This window comes from Pseudomonas sp. AU11447 (assembly GCF_001672555.2).
GTDB classification, from domain to species: Bacteria; Pseudomonadota; Gammaproteobacteria; order Pseudomonadales; family Pseudomonadaceae; genus Pseudomonas; species Pseudomonas nitroreducens.
In genome coordinates, this window is sequence record NZ_LZDG02000002.1 from 1 (window position 1) to 1,611 (window position 1,611).

Sequence of the window (1,611 nt, forward strand, 5' to 3'; positions counted from 1 at the left end):
ATAAATRAGRAACAAAAAACAACTACTGAAATCCACTCCAGCTATTTAGAGTCAATCTAATCCTGCAACTATCAGAAGACTCTCCAGTCAATCTACCCATCAACCCATCTCTCCGTTAATTACGATTTCATTCCAATCTCCTCTTATAGAAACCCACCCCCTCCACCTTTCAAATTCCAACACCTCAATTCTCGCTGCAAATCCAGAAATTCTGCAAATCCTCAAATCTTGGTGCAATCAAAGTCTTCTGTTACTTTCCACATCTCCAGCATCGACACTTATTAGTTAACTAACCTGCCCCTCAAGTTTCGACCGCTTATCTATCCACCAAAGCGAGACCTTATGTACTTTTTTATAGCCTCTGCATTTTTCAAATAAAAATGAACTTCTCGCCCATCTTGATACCCGTCAAACCCGGTTGCAGCGCTATCTTTTTTAATCAAAAAATTGGCAACTATCTTTTTGCCAACTCTTTTATAGGCATAAATTTGATAGAGCACCCCATAAGTTCCAACTCCGCGACTATTTACACTCCAAGAAACTAGCACTATAATATTTTTTTCCTTATTTATTCTATAAAAAAAAACAGTTTCTATCGTTGGCAAAGACCCAGAAACCTCATATTTATCCAAGATTTCAGTAGAATTATCCTTATCGTTTCTAAGCAAAAAATACACAGGGTAGTTTTTGTCGTCTGTTTCCGAAAAAAATATACTCGATGAATCCAATAGCATTGCCGGAAAAGGGCCGTGCAATATTTTTCCGCCATGATCATCAACCGCAAAGGCAGAGAAATTTATTAAGAAAACCAATATAAAACCGAGAAAATTAGGCATATCTACATCACTCTATCTCTATACTCAAAAGCGGCGCAATTGCGTTAAACCTATTTTTTCGATCTGCGTAGCCATTTTGACCTCCATTTACGACTTGCGTAACCTCACTAACCGTTCCACGCTTCGCAATTTGCGATAGTGGCACGCCAGATGGGCTTTTTTTCGTAAACCAAAAAACAAAAGCAGACTCGACCGCATATTCTATTTTCTCCGAAATCAAATCAGGATTATTTAAAAAATCCTGTATATCATCCGGATTCCGCTCATTGTGTATCTTTTGAAAATCTCTATACCCCGACTTCCCAGTAAGTTGTATCATTCCTCTCCCTCTATATTTATAGCCTTCGCCGCTTTCTTCTGAACCATTCCCCATTCTGTTTGCATACACATAGCTCCCAAGAGCCTCTTCATTAAATGAATACTGTCCCTCGTGCGTCCAAAGCTTATCCCTTAGCCGACCATGACTACAGTCATCTGTTGCAGGATCGTATCCACTCACACCATTATTAACTCTACAGCCAAATGTTTTTCTCATATTCCTTGGACTGTATCTAAGCCCTTCCTGCACCACCTTTAAATTACTCTCATGCGCCACTTGGGATAGAAAGTGCGCAATCTCTTTTTTCTCTTTTAAGCCGTATACCTTCGCATATTTATTTATATATTGCAGAATAATCAAATGATGCCTGAATTCATAGAATAAGCGCAACGCTTGAAACGAGAGGCAGAGAGCCAGCCACCGGTAGAATCCAGGCTCTCACACCGAAGGATTCAA

General features: G+C 39.5%; 2 protein-coding genes. Both read right to left on the reverse strand.

Annotated features, from left to right (window positions below; genetic code table 11):
- Positions 1–320: 320 nt before the first annotated feature.
- Positions 321–836 (reverse strand): hypothetical protein, encoded by a 516-nt coding sequence (locus A6723_RS31570; protein WP_139092863.1) that lies wholly within the window; start codon positions 834–836, stop codon positions 321–323.
- Between the two features lie 7 nt (positions 837–843).
- The gene (locus A6723_RS31045) at positions 844–1,515 is read right to left on the reverse strand and encodes a glycoside hydrolase family 19 protein (protein ID WP_256545927.1); all 672 of its coding nucleotides are present in this window, start codon (positions 1,513–1,515) and stop codon (positions 844–846) included.
- Positions 1,516–1,611: the final 96 nt, after the last annotated feature.